A 15,842-nucleotide genomic window follows, 5' to 3' on the forward strand; every position below is an offset into this window, starting at 1 on the left:
ATTGCGTCGCGCTCGGCACCATCGAAGGTGAAAAATGCCTTCATCTCGAAGTCGCTGATATCGCGGGGGAGCCCACGCATCCCCAAAAACGTTGTGTGCCAACCCTGCATCGTGAACCTCAAAAGTGGGAGGCCACCATACCCGTTTACAAAGCGAACAGGAAAGTCAATGAAATCAACGGTCTACCCAGACCACCCCCGCGCCAGTGCTAGCTTTGCGTACCGTCACTTATTGCACTGAAAACGAGGAGACCCCTTGCCAGGTCCGAACAGGCAAGCACCAAGGCATTACCGTGAACGCCAGCTTTTTTCGCATCATCGCCGGCCTCCCCCGAGGATCGTCGCGGCCTGTTCCTGGCGACCGCCAACCCTGCTCGGCACGCCGATCCAGAATGTGGAGAAGGATTTCTGGGTATCCGGGTTCAGCGTTCTATCGTCTGCCAGAGCCCAAAAGAATTGGCATGGCCATTCAGCTGACCCTGTTGCCCGGTTGTGTTTCTATTTTCAGGCTGTCATCCAGTAGCAGAAACAGCATCTCGTCGTCCGTCGACGTATATATGCTGGTGGTTGCCACGCTGGCGTGTCCGAGCAGGCGCTGGATCATGTTGACCGGCATCGTCTCTGCGGAATGCGCGCCGCGCGTGTGTCTCAGCCAGTGCGTCGAGGCTTTCGCCATCTTTTTGGCATCGTCATGATGCCCCTGCGTGGCAAGCTCCGTAGCCGCTTCCCTGAAGAGCGTCTTCAAGGCCTTGTACAGCGTTGTGGGATCCATGGTGCCGGTATCCTGCCCAAGCCGCAGCCGGGCAATCAGGGGAATATCTCCAGGGTTGTCCAGAGGATCGGCATTCAAGCCCCGCCAGGTCAGATAATCGCGTAATGCATCCATCACCATGCCGGGCATCGGGACTGCACGCCATTTGCCACCCTTGCCGAGCACTTTCAGCATCCAGCGGACCCCCAGGTCATGCTTGAACGGGACCGAATAGAGTCTTTCCAGGCGGGCATCCACCAGTTCAGCCAGGCGCAGTCCCGTGGCATAAGCGAAGGGGAACACGAAGCGCAAGCGCCGAATGGATTCTTCCAAAGGCTGTCGATGCAGGTATTCCATGAGAAACGCCCACTGGCTGCGTGTGAAAGCGTGCGTCAGTTCCAAATCAGGCGCCGTGGCCACGCCCATCGTCCGCTGTGGTGGCGGCACGCCGTCCCAGGGATTGCTGTCGAGGTAACGCACTTTGGCAAGCCACTCGAACATGGACTTCAAAATGGTATGGGCCTGGACTTGGCTGCGCAGCGAGGCAGCCGCCTCGAAGGGCCGCCAGTTGGCCGACCAGCGCGGCGTGCCGCGTTTACCCATCCATTCCTGCTGGGGGACGCGCCATGGCCATGCCGCAGGCAATGTGCGGCCGAGCCCGCCCAGCCAATCCCGGTAAGCGATGGCATCCTCGATCGACAGCGACGACAGGGCGCGTCTGCGCTCCATCACTGACCAGATCAGGAGGCGCTCTGCCTCGCGGCGATAGGCGCGCTCGGTATTCGGATTCGACGCGCGCGCTTTCAGCCAGGCCTGGATCGCCTGATAGTCATTTTCAGCATTGATGCGGCTGCGGCCGAGGCCTCGGTTCTCGCCAAGCGAGCCGTCCAGCTCCGCCGGCGTCGAGAACGACTCCAGCGGCATGATGGCGGTGGCTGAGGGCCGGGTCAGTTCGATCGGCGACAGCGACCGCAGCGGGGCGAGCCCCTGTGGCGCCATGACACCCAGACTGCCTTCGTGGGTGGCAAGCCAGGTCACCAGCCGGCGCGCACCTTTTTCGCCGAGGCGGGGGACGGACACCCACCAGCGGTAGCCCTGGGTGCGGACGCGCTGATGGAGTTCCTCGATGGTGTGAATGTCAGCGAGGATGAGTCTGGCGGCAAGTCGATCCTCGAACCAGGCTGCAACCGGGTCTTGCGGCTGCGGATCGGTGGCGAGCAGTTCCTCCACCCACACCAGCGCGGCCAGTTGGCGCTCGACCAGGCGGGCGTAGCGTCTCGCGCGGCGGTCGATGCTCTGCGGATAGGCCTCGACATACATCGCGGCCAGTTCCTTCTCCGAATAGAAGTGATCGGGGTCGTTTTCTTCGCGGAAGGTTTCGAGCGAGGGGAGGGCGATCGTCGACCGGACTGCCTCGGGCAGGGTGCCGAGCGGCAGGCGCAGCAGCCGGGCCAGCGCATGTCGGCCATGCCGGCGGGCAGCCATCGTCAGCGTTTGCTGGACCCAGGCCAGCGTGGAGCGCGCGATGCGCTGATCGAGGCCGGATTCGAGGTAGCGGTCCGCTGCGACCTTGAGGTCGAGGCCCTGCAGCCAGCCGCGGTAGAAGGCGAGGTGGTGACGCCCGATTTTGCGAGTGGATTCCATGGCTAACTGGCTGAAATCAAGAGGGAACCGGAAATATAAGCCATAAATCCTTGAGTTAAATCACAAAAACAGCATTCTTGATAATTAACCTTATCATGAATTACATACGATCTTGGGGGTCGATCGCAGGCTGGCCGAAACGAGCTATCACTGTGTCCTTGGACAGGATTGGCGGGGCGACTGGGCGCTGACCTGGATGTGGGGTGGCGGCGACCTATCACGCTTCATTGAAGAAGCAGTACGGGCACACATCCTCGAACTGACGGCCGAGCAGGTCAAGACCACCAATGCCAATGTGAGCGAAGTAGATTTGACCTCCATGGTCGATGAGGCGCTCCAGTGGGCTCGTAAGAACTGATGCGCGGGTTGTTCTGGATAGCAACATTCTGTTCAGCGCTCTGATCTCTCCGCATGGGGTTCCCGATGCGATCTATCGTGCCTGGCGTGCTGCGCGCTTCGAGGTGGTGACATCACGAGCGCAGCTCGACAAAATTCGCCGAGCCAGTCGTTATCCCAAGCTCCAGGCTGTTTTACAGCCTGCCAAAGTAGGGGTCATGGTCAACAATTTGCAGCGTGCCGTGGTACTGGATCGCCTGACCATCGAGGTTGAAACCGATGATCCTGACGATGCATTTCTGCTAGCCATGGCTATGGACACGGCTAGCGATGCGGACTACCTGGTGACAGGTGATCGCCGTGCGGGCTTGCTGCAACGCGGGCATGTTGGGCGCACCCGGATTGTTACGCCCGCCGTTTTTTGCGCCGAGGTGTTGTAAGTGCTCTCCGCTGATGCCATCAAATCCACCGCATTAATACCGAGAGTTATGCGCTATGCATCAGGCCCGAGATGATACACATTCAATGAAACTGCACCGGGTAGCTGCCATTTAAGTCGGTGCGGGCTGTGCAGTTAGAACTGACCGAGCAGCCCCGAGATTCTCTCTCCACCTGGATCACCAAGGTACAACCCAGGCAGAATCATGCCCCACCTGGACCCAACGCATCATCGAGCCCCGCCGGTGTTAGGTACGCGGCCTTGCCAGAAGGCCCACCAGCGCCGCCGTGGCAAGCGCGGCGCTCGCGTGGAAGGTCGCCGCCGGCCCGAATACCGTCCAGAGCCATCCGGCGATGACGCTTGCGGCGAGCAAGGCTACTCCGGTGACGAGGATAAACACGCCGAAGGCCGTGCCGCGCAGATCGGCCGGCGCGGCATCGGCCACGAGTGCCGACAGCAGCCCTTGGGTCGCACCCATGTGCAGGCCCCACAGGGCCGCGCCGGCACCCACCAGCCAGACGTTGCCGGCCAGAGCCAGGATGAGGTCGGCGGCGATGATGCAGCCCACGCCCGCTGCCAGCAGGCTGCCACGGTGGCGCCTGAAGGCCACGCCGAACATCGTCGCGCCCGGCATTGGGCGGGGCCGAGCCCGGAACATCCCTTGCCTGCGGCGGAAAACGCACCAAACTCTGCATGCCATCAGTCTTTGGCGAACTCGAGAGTGTGATTCGCCGGTGCATCAGGAAACACTTCAAACCTGGCATATCTCAGTCTCTGGTTATCACATATATCGCTGCCGCCGCCACGACGATCGCAATCACCATCATGACTATCTCGGAACCGAAGCCGAAGCCATATTCGGACAGGATCCCCCAGATGGTCGTCTGCACACTGTCGGGAGCTTGAATGGAGAACAAGGCAGGTCCAACATCAAACCCCGGAAAAGTGAACCCGGATTCCTGTACGGGAACCGCGACAAGGCAAATATTGAGCATCATCCAGCCCCCACCAGCTCGATAAGCGTAAGTTCGGGCGGCGTACCGAGCCGCATGGGCGGCCCCCAAGTGCCGGTACCGCGGCTCACGTACAGGTGGCCGTGAGGGGTGAGCGACGTGAGGCCGTTGCGCGTCCGATAGGCTATGCGTACCAACAGGCCGAAGGGAAAGATCTGCCCGCCGTGGGTGTGGCCGGAAAGCTGCAGGTCGAAAAGCCCCAGGCTGTTGCGGTCCACTACCGGCTGGTGTTTGAGCAGCAGGGTAAAGCGCTCGCGCGGTAATGCGGACAATAGTGCTTTCTCGTCGGTACGGACGGGCACACCCATCCATCTCCCGGCCGGATCGTCCACGCCGGCGATCGTGAGCACACCCGCGAGCGATGCGGCTTCGCCGCGCAGGACGGTGAAGCCGGCGCGCGCCGTGAAATCGAGCGCCCGGTCAGCCCCGACAAAGAACTCGTGGTTGCCGGTCACGGCAAACTTGCCGAAGCGCGGATGCAATTCCTGGAACAGCCGGGTCAGCCCGTCCAGATGATCGCCCTGACCATCGACCAGGTCGCCGGTCGAAACCAGCAGATCAGCATCAAGCGCTTGTATTTGCGCCACGATCCGGCGCAGTTGGCGCGCGCCGATCAGATCGCCGAGGTGCACATCGGCGATCTGGACAATCTTCAATGGGCTCGATGGGCCAAAAGCAGCCGGCAGCTTCGTGGTGCGCAGGCGGATGCGCTCCACGCGGACCACACGCGCCTCGAAATAGCCGTACACGGTTGCGCCTAATGCCAGGGCCGTGGTGGCGTAAAAGAGGGATGAATCCGTGAATCGCAAGGCGCCGGGATTCCAATGCAGCACAGTGCCGACATAGGCTGCCAACAGCCCGAGCACGTCGAATGCCAGCGCGATCCAGAAAAACAGGAATATGAAACCCATCCAGATATAGCCGACCCACGCGCCGACCCAGACCAGCGCATGCCACTGGCGTTGCTCCAGCCACCAGACGATGAGCGGCAACAAGGTCATCAGCGCCATCCAGGCCGCAACGGCGAGACCGCCGACCGGTGCAAGGCCCAGAGCGGCCTCTAGCTTGGCGAAGACATACGCATGCATCCCGCCATAGAGCAGGAAAAAAATGGACAGCATGGCGACCATGGTGCTTGATGCGCCGGTGGCGCTGTTCGCATTGCGGTCTTGCGCCATCGAAGCCTTTCTTATCCGAACTGCCGCTTGAAGCGCCAGACGCCGAAGCCGAAGATCACCATCCCCAGCAGCGCCAAGCCCTGCAGCGAATCCCACAGCACGTCCAGCCCCGCGCCTTTCAACAGGATGCCGTAGCCCATCTCGATGAAGTAGTAGAGCGGCGAGAGAAACATCGCTGTGCGCATCCCGGCGGGCATGGCTTCCGGCGGGGTCCAGGCGCCGGAGAGGAAGATCATCGGCATCAGTACGAGAATCGCGAGCAGAGCCGCCTGGGCGAGGTTGCGGCTCAAAGTGGCGATGTAGAGGCCCAGGCCCGCCGTGGTGAAGGTGTAGAGCGTGGTTACGGCGAAGAAAAGCACGAGGCTGCCCTTCATCGGCACATCGAACATCCCGTACAGCACGAAGAACAGGCTTACCGCAGTGCCCAGCAAGATGACCAGGGTCATGGCGATGACCTTGGGCAGCAGGATCTGGATCGGCGTCAGGGGGGACACCAGCAACTGTTCGATGGTGCCGCGCTCTTTTTCGCGCACGGCAGCGGCGGCGGGCAGCATGATGGCCATGATGGTGATGACGGTGAGCAGTTCGGCTATGGGCATGAACCAGGCATCTCTCTGGTTCGGGTTGTACCAGACGCGGTGCTGGCTCTGGATCATGGGGACGTTCTGTATCGAACGCTCGGTGACGCCCAGGCGGGAGAGCGCCTGATCGAAACCATACTGGCCGATGATCTGCGCGCTGTAGCTGGCGGCAAGAAAGCCCAGCACGGTATTGCTGGCATCCACCTGCACCTGCACGTCAACCGGCTTCCCCTTCCTGATGTCATGCTCGAAATCGGGCGGGATGTCGAGCACCACCAAGGCTTGCCCCTGATCCAGCAGGCGCTGTCCTTCGCGGTTGTCCAGCACTTCGCCGCCCAGCTTGAAGTAGGGTGGGCGGAAGCGATAGACGAGCTCGCGCGAGGCAGCGCTGTGGTCGGCGTCATGCACCACCACCACGGCGTGATTCAGCTGCATGCTGACGCTGCCCGCCATATAGATGTCGAAGATAAACAGATAGGCGATGGCGATCAGCAGCAGCGTATCGCGCCCGAACTGGATCAGTTCCTTCGCCGTCATCGCTGCGAGTCGCGACCACCACAGGTAAAGCCGCGCGCGGCTTTCTGCCGGGTCGCCGTTCATGATTTCGGCCTCTTGTGAAACATGAGGAAGCTCGCCGTCCACAGCCCGACGGCGTAGATCAGCAGCGCCAGCACCTTGCCCCACAACTGCTCCAGCCCGACGCCCTTGAGAAAACTGCCGAGCACGATGTCGGTGTAATACATGGCGGGGAACAGGTGGGCTTCGAACTGCCCGGCCGCATCCATCGAGGCAATCGGCACCAAAAGCCCCGAGTACAGCACCGACGGGACAATGGTGACGATGACGGTGAGCATCATCGCCGCCACCTGGGTGCGCACGAAGAGCGACACCAGCAGGCCGATGCCGGTGGTGCAGGTCACATAGATCACCGAGGCGAGCAAGAAGAACAGCGGATCGCCTTTGAAGGGCGCGCCAAAGAGTTGCGTGGCCATGAGCCAGAGAATCAGAAAATTGATCACCGAGATCGCCACGTAGGGTGCGAGCTTGCCGATCAGAAACTCGCCGCGCGTCACCGTCGAGGCATAGATGTTGTAGATGGAGACATTCTCCTTTTCGCGCACCACGCCCAGCGCGGTCAGGAAAGGCGGGGTAATCATCAGCACGAACATCATCAGTACGGCCGCGATGGACCAGACGCTCTTCACCTCCTGGTTATAGAGGTAACGAAGCTGCACCCCGACTGGCTGCGCCATGGCTTTCGCAGTTTCCGCAGACACGCCGAGCCGGCGCGAAATGTAACTTCCCAGCAGTTCGCCGTTGAAAGCTGCGTTGATGGCGACCACGTAACCCTTGCTGCTGGACGTGCGGAACGGGAAGGTGCCGTCGATCAGGGTCTGTACCTCCACCGCCCGCCCGGACATCAGGTTTTCCTGGAAGCGCGGCGGGATAACGATGGCGAGCCGGATGCGGCTGTCGGCGAGCAAGGGTTCGATCTCGCGCTCGCTTGCCACGTCCCCTTTGTAGTCAAAGTAGCGCGAGTCGATGTAACGATGCAGATAATCGCGGCTCATGGCGCTCTTGTCGTGATCGACCACCGCGAACGGGATGTGCTCCACATCGAGGGTGAGGCCGTAGCCGAATATCAGCATCAGGGACGCCGGCACCACGAAGGCCAGAGCAAAAAACAGCCGGTCACGCAGAATCTCGCGCCATTCCTTGTAGGCCAGCGCGACGATGCGACGGATCTTCATGCGGATGCCTCCTGTTGTTCCTGTTGCAGGATGCGATGCACGAACACATCTTCCAGGGTCGGAGTGCGCGGGGCGATGTCACGCAACTGGATGCCCCGTTCGGCAAACAGCGTGCGGATGCGCGCCTCGGCTGCTGTGATATCCCGTGCCAGCAGATGGATGCGTTCGCCGAACAGGGCCGCATCAGAAAATCCCGCCTGCTCCAACGCTTCCAGTGCCGGCAGCACCGGCTCAGCGCCGATGTCGAGCACCTGCCCGGCCTCCTGTTGCAGCGCGGCCTTGAGCGCGGCCGGGGTGTCGTCGGCGATGATGCGGCCGGCGTGCATCAGCGCGAGATGGTCGCAATGTTCGGCCTCGCTCATGTAATGGGTGGTGATGAGAATGGCCACCTGCTCGATGCGCGCCAGATGCACCAGGATCTCCCAGAAACGGCGCCGGCCGATGGGGTCCACGCCAGAGGTTGGCTCATCGAGGAACAAGACGCGCGGCCCGTGCACCAGGGCGCAGGCCAGCGCCAGACGCTGGCGGATGCCCATCGGCAACTTGCTGACAAGCTGGGCTGTGACCCCGGAGAGTCCCGCCAGCGCCACCACGCGGCCAATGCGCTCAGCCAGACGACTGCCCGGCACGCCGTAAATGCGCGCAAACAGACGCAGATTCTCCTGCACCGTCATGTCCTGATACAGGGAAAACGCTTGAGACACATAGCCGATACGCCCTTTGATGGCCAGGCCGGCCCGGCGCATGTCCGCGCCCGCCACCGTACCCGCGCCGCCCGTGGGGGGCAGGATGCCAGTGAGCATCTTGATCGCCGTGGTCTTGCCGGCGCCGTTGGCGCCCAACAGGCCGAAAATCTCCCCTTGGCGTACCTCGAAACTGACCCGGTCGACGGCGCGAAAGTGGTCGAAATCGCGGCTCAGTTCCCGCGCTGCGATGGCGATGCCGTCGCCCTTGGGCGGATCGCCATCCAGCCAGACCTGTGTCTGCCGGGCATCGTCCTGCCCGGCCGGTTGCCGCTGCTGCAACAGGGCGATGAAGGCGTCTTCCAGCTCGGGCGCCACGGCCTGCATCTCGCTCACCATCAGCCCCTCAAGCTGCGCTTCGACCTGCGCACGGGCAAGCTGCGGCGTCGCCCCCGGCACAAACACGCGTAACTTTGGTCCCACCGCTTCCGCCTGCGGGAAGCGCGTTTTTAACCGCAACAAAGCCTCGACCTGCGGCTCGGCCACCAGTTCGACCAGCGCGCCCGGCACCTCGCGCAGGATCGTGTCCGGCTCACCCTCGATCAGCACCCGCCCGTCGAACATCAGGGACAGGCGGTGAAAACGCGCCGCTTCGTCCATATAGGCGGTGGAGACCAGCGCCGTGACGCCGCGCTCGCGCAGCAATTGCGTGAGGATCATCCAGAAATCCCGCCGCGACACCGGATCCACGCCGGTGGTCGGCTCGTCCAGGATGATCAGCTCGGGCTCGTGGATCAGCGTGCAGACGAGGCCGAGCTTTTGCTTCATGCCGCCGGAGAGCTGCTTCATCGGCCGGTCGCGGAAATTGTCCAGGCGCGTCATGGCCAGCAGCTTGTGCTTGCGCTGGGCAAGTTCCGCGGGCGGCACATCGCGCAGTTCGGCGAAGAAATCGATGTTCTCCTCCACCGAAAGTTCGGGGTAGAGATTGAGGCCCAGGCCCTGCGGCATGAAACCGAGCCGGCCCTTGACCCTTTCGGCAGCAGCTTCGGAGTCGATCTTTTCGCCGAAGATGTGAAGCGTGCCGCCATCGAAGGAGAGCACACCGGCGATCGCTTTCATCAGACTGCTTTTTCCTGCGCCGTCGGGGCCGATCAGACCATAGATTTCGCCGCGGTCAATGCTGAGGCTGGCGCCGTCGACCGCCATCTGTTTGCGATAGCGTTTGACGAAATCCTGCACCCGCACGACGGGCGCGTCCTTACCTACCATCGCGGCCTGGCCCATGGCGCGTCCTCTTTCCAGCGGATCACGGCATCGGCCGGCAAGCCGGGCGTGGCGCGATGTTGCGTGTTGGCGTCCAGATAGAGCTTGACCGCGTACACCAGCTTGACGCGCTCATCCGGGGTTTGCACCTCCTTGGGGGTGAACTCGGCCCGGGCGGCGATGTAGCGCACCGTGGCGGACAGGGGCTCGTTCGGAAAGGCATCGGTGTAGATTCGCGCCGGCAAGCCCAGACGCACCTTGCCGATCTCGTTTTCCGGGACATACACCTTGAGATAGAGCCGGTCGAGATTGACGATGTCGAACAGCGGCGCGCCCGCCGCCGCCACCTCGCCCACGTCCACCAGGCGCTGGGTGATGACGCCCGCTGCCGGGGCGCGAAGGGTGAGATCGTCCTGCACGCTTTGCGCCTCGGCCAATGCGGCTTGCCCCTGCTTCAACTGCGCCGCCACTGCCGCCACCTCATCCACTTTGGCTTGAATCCGCTCCCAACCCAGGCGAGCCTGAGCCAGTTGCTTCTCGCCGCGCTCGACCTCTTTTTGCGCGGAAATCATCTGGTTTCGCGCCACCTGCCAGGCCAGCTCCATCTGCTCGTAACGCCGCCTATCCACCGTGCCGGTCTCCACCAGCCTGCTGAAACGGCTGGCATCGCGCCCGGCCTGCTCCTCGCTGGCGCGCGCCGTGGCCAGTTGGGATCGGGCCAGAACCACAGTGGCTTCGGCAGTCTGTACGACCAGCGGCACTTCCTTTCTCGATACCGCCAGCGCGGTCTGGGCCGCCTTCAATTGCGCCTCCATGGCGGCGGCCGCCTGCCGAGCCTGATCGACCCGGGCGCGGGTCTGCGCATCGTCGAGCCTGAGCAGCACCTGCCCCTGGGTCACATTGTCGCCCTCGCGAGCCAGCAGTTCGGCGACTTTGCCCGGGATTTTGCCGGCCACCGCATAGTGGTCACCCTCGATGCGGCCGTTGGCCTGGATCAGGCCCTCCGGCAGGGGCGGCTGGCGCAGCCACAGCCACCCGGCGGCGAGGGCGACGACAGCGATCACTGCCAGGGCTGCCAGGGCTGCCATCGGCAGTTTGGGCGATAGTTTCATGGTCGGTTTCCTTTTCACATTCTCATATTTCGCCCGCCGCGCGTTTCAGCCGCAGTCCGGCCAGTACGGCGTCGTAGAGTGCATTGACGTGGTTGTTCTGGCTGACCAGGCGTAGCGTCTCCGCCGTGAGCACCTCGGTGTTGGTGGCGAGTCCGTTGGCATAACGATCCCGATTGACCCTGAGGTTTTCCTCCGCCTGCGCAATCGCGCTTTGGGTGACTTCGACACGCTTGCGGGTTTCCTGGATATCCAGCCAGGCCTGGCGCACCTGCAGCTCGATGACGGTAGCAAAATCGTCGCGCCGCTCCTGCAGCGCCGCCTCCTGGCGATTGACGGCATCCGCGCGGTGATTCGCCATGCCGCCGTCGAACAGGTTCCAGCGCGCCCCCAGGGTGGCTGACCACTGCCCCGGATAAACCTGATAACGGTTCTCCTGATAACCATAACCGCCGCTCAGCGCGACCTGCGGCGCGGTTTCAGCGCGCACGGCGGTTGCCTGGTGGCGCAAGGCGCGGATTTGATCAGCCAATGCACCGAGTTCCGGCCGTTGCCTGAGCGCCCGTTCCGTCACGGCGGGCAGAGGATCATTCGCCGTTTGAGGGGCGATCTCGTCCAGCGTAACCCCTTGATCCAGCGGCCGCCCGAGCAGGCGGTTGTAAGCGGCGCGGGTAATATCCACGGCGTTCGCCGCCCGGATCGCCTGCTGTCGAGCGTCAGCCAGGGCGACCTGTGCGGCCAGCAGGTCGTTGCGGGCCACCACACCCTGCTCGAACAGGTTCTGCACATCGGTGGCGTGGGCCTGCAGGCTGGCGACATGGCTGTTGGCCACCGCCAGCCCCTGCGTGGTGCGCAGCACGGTGGTAAAGGCCTCGGCGACGCGCAGCTTGAGTTCCTGCATCTCGCCCGCCTCGCCGTAGCGGGCCGCATTCAGACTCGCCTTCGACGCCTCGATACCGCTTGTAATACGGCCGCCGGTGTACAAAGGCAGCGTCGCCATGGCCCGGTAGGCGTAACTTTCCCGCTGCGCCACGGCAAACTGCTGGGAGGCGCCGCCCAGCTCGACGCGTGAGGTCGGCGCATTGTCGAGTGCGGTATATCCCGCCTCCAGCGACACGCCGGGAAGACGGGCGGCCTCGGCGGCCTGTACCAGGCTGGCAGCGGCGGCGGTGTTTTGCTGCGCCGCCCGCAGGCCGCGATCAGCCGTCAGAGCGGCCTCCCAGGCCTGTTGCAGCGTCTCGGCGCCGGCACTGCCGGAAAGCAGGCAGCCGACTAGAAGCGCATGCCGTAATTGCCCTAGGCGAATGGCTGCGGTTGTCGTTGACATCATGAATTTTCCTCTTTGAGTGTTTCTGCCGCATGGCCTCCGGGCGAGCGGCGTTCGAGCAGTAAATAGAACAGAATTGGTACCACGATCAGCGTCAACACCGTGGCGGCCAGGGTGCCGAAAATCAGCGAGATCGCCAGCCCGCCGAACACGGCGTCGCTGAGCATGACCATGCTGCCGAGGATGATGGCCAATGCGGTCAGGAGGATCGGCCGCAGACGCACCGCCCCTGCCTCCAGAATGGCTTCCCGCAAGTCCATGCCCTGGCGCCGATAATCCAGCACAAAATCGATAATGAGCAGGGAATTGCGCACCACCACACCGGCCAGCGCGATGACTCCGATCATGGAGGTGGCGGTGAAGGGTTGCCCCATCAGCCAGTGCCCCGGAAAAACACCCGCCAGCCCCAGGGGAATCGCGGCCATGGCGACCAGCGGAATGGCGAAGGACTGGTAGTAGGCCACCAGCACCAGATAAATGAAGGTAAGGGCGATCCCCAGCGCACCGAGCATGTCGCGGTAGGTGTCCAGCGTCATCCGTATCTCGCCATCCCACAGCAGACGGTAGCCGTCGATGGTGTCCGGTATCGCGGGATTGAGGCGCAGATTGGCGGTGCCGAGGCGCTCGCCGTTCGCCAGGGGCATCCCGTCCAGCCGCTGGTCCAGGTCGAGCACGGCGTATACCGGGGCGGTGTGGCCAAGCTCGCCGCCGATGAACACGACCCGCTCGCCGTCCTTGTGCTGGATGGGTCGGTCGGCCCAGGCCGATTCGATGCGGACCAGCCCGGATAACGGCACGCTTTTTCCCTCCCGGCTGGTCAGGTAGACCCGCGACAGCAGCGCCGGGTCGATCTGGTGGCGGCGCGGGATTTGCAGGCGGATGGGGACAGCGTTCTTTTCCCCTGCAATATGTACGCGCCCGAGTTCCTCGCCGTCCAGCAGGCGGCGCAAGGCGATGGCCACCTCGCCCGTGGTCACGCCGGACAGGGCCGCCTTTTCCCGATCCACCACCAGCCGGTACTCCTGCACGTCATCCGGTTCGGAATCGTTCACTTCGACCATGTCGTAGGTGTGCTTGAAAGCATCCTTGACCTGCTTGCCGATTGCCCTGAGTTGCCCCAGCTCCGGCCCGTAGATTTCGGCCATGACTGTGGCGCGTACCGGTGGTCCAGGGGAATCCTCGAGCAGCTGGATGACGCTGCCGGGATAACGCGACTGGATCGCCATCAGGCGCTGGCGCAGTTCGCGCACCATCTCGATCGAAGTCTTGCTGCGCTGCGCCTTGTCGATCAGGTTGACCCGGATCTCCGCTACGTTTGGCCCCGCCTTGTTGCCGGCGCCGCGCAACAGCCCGTTGAAATCGATCACCCCGGCCTCGCCGATCCAGCTCTGGTAATTGAGGATCAGCGCGTTCTCCCGCAACACGGCGCCGATCTCGCGCAGCGCCCTGTCGGTGGTTTCCAACGGGGTGGACTCGGGCATGTCGAGAGTGATATTGAAGGTATTCTTGTTGTCCTTTGGCAGCATGGCCATCTCGACGCCAAGCCAGGATTGCGCCCCGCTTATTCCACCGGGCCGCACGAACTGCCACGCGGGTTGCAGCAGGGAAAGAAGAATAACGGCGACCACGCCCAGCAGGACGCCCCGGCGCAACCGGGGGCGATCGATCATGGGCGCCATCAAGGCATGGTAGAAACGGTGCAGCCGATCCTTGGGATTGTGGTCTTCAAGGTCATGCCCCTCGCCGGGTTTGAGCCAGCGGTTGGCCGCCCAGGGGGTGACGGTGTAGGCCACCAGCAGCGAGGCGAGCATGGCAATCGGCACGGTGAAGGCGACCGGGTAAAAATATTGCCCCGCCATGCCGGTCACCATCAGGAGCGAAACGAACACCAGCATCACGGCGATGGTTGCCAGATTGGTGGGGCTGCCGATTTCATTGGTGGCCTGCACCGTGACCGCGCGCTTGTCGCGCCGGCCCAGGCGGGCGTAATGGCGGTGGATGTTTTCGATGACCACGATGGCCGCATCCACCAGCAGGCCGAGAGACAGGATCAGGGCGAACAGGGTCACGCGGTTGATGGTGGGGCCGAACAGGTAGTTCGCACCCAGGGTCAGCCCCAGGATCAGGGGCACGCTCAGGCCCACGATCAACGCCTCTTTCAGGCCGAGAAAGAAGACCATCACCAGGAACACCGAGAACACCGCGATGCCCAGATGCTCGATCAGCACATTCACGGCGGCGTCGGCCTTTTGGCCGTCGTTGCGGGTGACGACGAGTTCCACCCCGGCGGGGATGAACTGCTGTTTCATCCGCTCAATGCGAGCGAGCACCTCGTCGGCGACAACAACCGCATTGGTGCCGGGTTTTTTGGCGACCGCTAGGGCGACCGCCGGAATTTCCGGATCCAGGCCCTTGCCGAAACGCGGATCTGCGGGGCCGAAGGCAAAGCGCGACAGCCTGGTTCGCTCCTCGGGCGGGCCATCGATGATCGTCGCCACGTCACCGAGATAAATCGGGCGACCGGCGTGGCTGCCGACAATCACCCGTTTCAGGTCGTCCGCCGAGGTGAGAAACCCGTCCAGGAACACACTCCGGTTTTGCCCCTGTTGCACCACGCTGCCCAAAGGTGCCGAGACATTGGCGGCGGCGAGGACGCCGCGAATCTGATCGACCGTCACGGCGAACGCCTGCAAACTATCCGGCTCCAGTTCCACGCGCACTTCCCGGTCGCGCCCGCCTTTTACGTAGGAGGCAGAAACGGATTCCAGGCTGCGCAAGCCGTCAAGCAAGCGATCGGCCAGCCGCTTCAAGGCGTAATCGTCATACGTCTGCGAGGCCAGGGTAACGGTCACGATTGGCACGTCGTCCACGTCCACGCTGACGATGAGCGGGGCACCGGCATCGGCGGGCAGGCGGTCGCGCTGACCGAGGATCCGGTCGTAGATACTGTCGTCACAAGATGTGGTAAAATCGAGTTTTCGTAAAAAACCTGTAAACGAATGCCGGAAACCATCCATCGACACGACATTACGGACAAACATTGGGCCTTGCTCGAACCGCATTTACCTGGACGGGCAGGTGTTTGGGGCGGAGTAGCACAAGATAACCGTCAATTTATCAATGCGGTGTTTTGGATTCTTCGCACGGGCGCGCCGTGGCGAGACCTACCTGCTTCATATGGGGGATGGAAAAACACCCATCGACGCTTTTGCCGTTGGCGTGATCAAGGCATTTGGGAGTCGCTGCTGGAAAAACTCATTGTCGATCCGGATTACGAATGGCTCATGATCGATGCCAGCCATTGCAAGGTTCACCCCCATGCCGCAGGCGCGCGCGGGGGCAATCAAGGCATGAGCCGTACAAAAGGGGGCTCAACACAAAGATACATCTGGCCGTGGATGCGCATGGTATGCCGATCAGAGCAGTTATTACAGAAGGTACCCGAGCAGATTGCGCTGAGGCTGACAAATTGATTGATGGCTTTCAAATGGCGCATCTTCTTGCCGACAAAGGCTACGACAGTGATGCGATCGTGGTGAGAGTCGAGGCGCAAGGTGCAAAAGCGGTTATTCCGCCGCGCAAAAACCGTAAGCAACTCAGGGAGTACGACAAGCATCTCTACAAGCTCCGCCATTTGGTCGAGAACGCGTTCTTGCATCTCAAACGGTGGAGGGGGATCGCTACTCGCTATGCGAAGAATTTATCTTCCTTCGTTGCTGCCGTGCAAATTCGCTGCCTTACCCTTTGGTTAGCTATCTCGTGACGACA

General features: G+C 62.6%; 13 protein-coding genes. 3 read left to right on the forward strand and 10 right to left on the reverse strand.

The features are described from left to right. Positions 1-468: 468 nt before the first annotated feature. Positions 469-2,394, reverse strand: a complete 1,926-nt coding sequence (locus tag B059_RS19160; RefSeq protein WP_018078938.1) for a phage integrase family protein — start codon at positions 2,392-2,394, stop codon at positions 469-471. A gap of 112 nt (positions 2,395-2,506) precedes the next feature. Between B059_RS19160 and B059_RS19165 the strand changes: the two genes are divergently transcribed. Together B059_RS19165 and B059_RS0114315 are read left to right on the forward strand one after the other, a co-directional pair. After that, complete coding sequence (locus B059_RS19165; RefSeq protein WP_018078939.1) at positions 2,507-2,752, forward strand: ribbon-helix-helix domain-containing protein; 246 nt, start codon at positions 2,507-2,509, stop codon at positions 2,750-2,752. After that, positions 2,721-3,170, forward strand: coding sequence for a putative toxin-antitoxin system toxin component, PIN family (locus B059_RS0114315; protein WP_051068530.1), 450 nt, complete (start codon positions 2,721-2,723; stop codon positions 3,168-3,170). Before B059_RS19165 ends, B059_RS0114315 begins: the two co-directional genes overlap by 32 nt. Positions 3,171-3,416: 246 nt before the next feature. Here the strand turns inward: B059_RS0114315 and B059_RS0114320 are convergent, their stop codons facing one another. From B059_RS0114320 to B059_RS19170, 9 genes are all read right to left on the reverse strand, one after another. After that, positions 3,417-3,788, reverse strand: coding sequence for an MFS transporter (locus B059_RS0114320; RefSeq protein WP_245538809.1), 372 nt, complete (start codon positions 3,786-3,788; stop codon positions 3,417-3,419). A 148-nt stretch (positions 3,789-3,936) separates the two neighbouring features. Beyond that, positions 3,937-4,167 (reverse strand): hypothetical protein, encoded by a 231-nt coding sequence (locus B059_RS0114325; RefSeq protein ID WP_157273716.1) that lies wholly within the window; start codon positions 4,165-4,167, stop codon positions 3,937-3,939. Beyond that, positions 4,164-5,360, reverse strand: a complete 1,197-nt coding sequence (locus B059_RS0114330) for a metallophosphoesterase (RefSeq protein WP_018078943.1) — start codon at positions 5,358-5,360, stop codon at positions 4,164-4,166. Before B059_RS0114330 ends, B059_RS0114325 begins: the two co-directional genes overlap by 4 nt. 11 nt (positions 5,361-5,371) lie before the next feature. Further along, positions 5,372-6,541: an ABC transporter permease gene (locus tag B059_RS0114335; protein ID WP_018078944.1), complete on the reverse strand. Its 1,170-nt coding sequence runs from the start codon at positions 6,539-6,541 to the stop codon at positions 5,372-5,374. Then, entirely contained in the window at positions 6,538-7,692 is a 1,155-nt protein-coding gene (locus B059_RS0114340; protein ID WP_018078945.1) for an ABC transporter permease, read from the reverse strand. The genes B059_RS0114335 and B059_RS0114340 overlap by 4 nt, the downstream gene beginning before the upstream one ends. Further along, the gene (locus B059_RS0114345) at positions 7,689-9,659 is read right to left on the reverse strand and encodes an ATP-binding cassette domain-containing protein (protein WP_026177548.1); all 1,971 of its coding nucleotides are present in this window, start codon (positions 9,657-9,659) and stop codon (positions 7,689-7,691) included. The genes B059_RS0114340 and B059_RS0114345 overlap by 4 nt, the downstream gene beginning before the upstream one ends. After that, positions 9,638-10,750, reverse strand: coding sequence for an HlyD family secretion protein (locus tag B059_RS0114350; RefSeq protein WP_018078946.1), 1,113 nt, complete (start codon positions 10,748-10,750; stop codon positions 9,638-9,640). Before B059_RS0114350 ends, B059_RS0114345 begins: the two co-directional genes overlap by 22 nt. Before the next feature lie 22 nt (positions 10,751-10,772). Beyond that, the gene (locus B059_RS0114355) at positions 10,773-12,077 is read right to left on the reverse strand and encodes a TolC family protein (RefSeq protein ID WP_018078947.1); all 1,305 of its coding nucleotides are present in this window, start codon (positions 12,075-12,077) and stop codon (positions 10,773-10,775) included. Next, entirely contained in the window at positions 12,074-15,115 is a 3,042-nt protein-coding gene (locus B059_RS19170; RefSeq protein ID WP_211206919.1) for an efflux RND transporter permease subunit, read from the reverse strand. The genes B059_RS0114355 and B059_RS19170 overlap by 4 nt, the downstream gene beginning before the upstream one ends. Between B059_RS19170 and B059_RS20400 the strand changes: the two genes are divergently transcribed. Then, a protein-coding gene (locus B059_RS20400; protein ID WP_088178002.1) for an IS5 family transposase occupies positions 15,074-15,837 on the forward strand; the annotation gives its coding sequence in 2 pieces (ribosomal slippage) (positions 15,074-15,446 and positions 15,446-15,837; 765 coding nt in all). The two genes, B059_RS19170 and B059_RS20400, sit on opposite strands and share 42 nt — an antisense overlap. Positions 15,838-15,842: the final 5 nt, after the last annotated feature.

Source organism: Thiobacillus denitrificans DSM 12475 (assembly GCF_000376425.1).
GTDB lineage: Bacteria > Pseudomonadota > Gammaproteobacteria > Burkholderiales > Thiobacillaceae > Thiobacillus > Thiobacillus denitrificans.

Coding starts and splice junctions, on each gene's coding strand:
- B059_RS0114335 (WP_018078944.1), bottom strand. CDS start 6,541: ATGAACGGCGACCCGGCAGAAAGCCGCGCGCGGCTTTACCTGTGGTGG.
- B059_RS0114350 (WP_018078946.1), bottom strand. CDS start 10,750: ATGAAACTATCGCCCAAACTGCCGATGGCAGCCCTGGCAGCCCTGGCA.
- B059_RS0114320 (WP_245538809.1), bottom strand. CDS start 3,788: ATGTTCGGCGTGGCCTTCAGGCGCCACCGTGGCAGCCTGCTGGCAGCG.
- B059_RS19160 (WP_018078938.1), bottom strand. CDS start 2,394: ATGGAATCCACTCGCAAAATCGGGCGTCACCACCTCGCCTTCTACCGC.
- B059_RS0114330 (WP_018078943.1), bottom strand. CDS start 5,360: ATGGCGCAAGACCGCAATGCGAACAGCGCCACCGGCGCATCAAGCACC.
- B059_RS0114355 (WP_018078947.1), bottom strand. CDS start 12,077: ATGATGTCAACGACAACCGCAGCCATTCGCCTAGGGCAATTACGGCAT.
- B059_RS0114345 (WP_026177548.1), bottom strand. CDS start 9,659: ATGGGCCAGGCCGCGATGGTAGGTAAGGACGCGCCCGTCGTGCGGGTG.
- B059_RS0114325 (WP_157273716.1), bottom strand. CDS start 4,167: ATGATGCTCAATATTTGCCTTGTCGCGGTTCCCGTACAGGAATCCGGG.
- B059_RS0114340 (WP_018078945.1), bottom strand. CDS start 7,692: ATGAAGATCCGTCGCATCGTCGCGCTGGCCTACAAGGAATGGCGCGAG.
- B059_RS0114315 (WP_051068530.1), top strand. CDS start 2,721: ATGAGGCGCTCCAGTGGGCTCGTAAGAACTGATGCGCGGGTTGTTCTG.
- B059_RS19170 (WP_211206919.1), bottom strand. CDS start 15,115: ATGTTTGTCCGTAATGTCGTGTCGATGGATGGTTTCCGGCATTCGTTT.